The organism is Brevibacillus sp. YAE8, from assembly GCF_057543335.1.
Genome location: NZ_BAAIYG010000162.1, coordinates 1 through 532, shown reverse-complemented (window position 1 = coordinate 532; position 532 = coordinate 1). Strand labels below are relative to the sequence as shown.

1 pseudogene is annotated in these 532 nt (G+C 42.1%); it reads right to left on the bottom strand.

The features are described 5' to 3' along the window. Positions 1-415 (bottom strand): annotated as a pseudogene (gene frlB, locus AC27IT_RS28160) (fructosamine deglycase FrlB); the annotation flags it as partial. Positions 416-532: the final 117 nt, after the last annotated feature.

Below are 532 nucleotides of genomic sequence, written 5' to 3'. Positions count from 1 at the left end.
CGCCATAGTTTGTATTGATCGCAAGCGCCTCATCACCCCAATCGTACTGGGCAACATATTGCGCTTCCTGCGCTAAAGGAGACTCCGGTTTAAACGTCATCGCAATCGTAAGTGCGCCCTTGCCCCTTGCAAACGCAGCAGCTTTGACTGTCTCCGGGGTATTTCCCGAATGCGAACACAAAATAACAAGAGACTTTTCACCAAGCTGAACAGGGTTACGCTGAATAAATTCGTTGGCGCTGTAGAGGTCGGAGTTTATTGATTTTGACTCTCTGTCAAACACATACTTACTCGGATACATAATGGCAGAAGACCCTCCGCATGCGACAAAGAATACATGATCAATGGTTTTCCCTTTCAAATCCTGCAAGAAAGCTTGAACCTCACGATTTACTTTTGCTGTGGCCTGACTCAAATCCTTCACTCCCCGTTTTTATTATATAACGTTATATAACATTATATATTGTTATATTAAAGTCCGCGGGTAGGATTGTCAATATTATTTTCTGAAATTTCTCAATAATTTATTCGA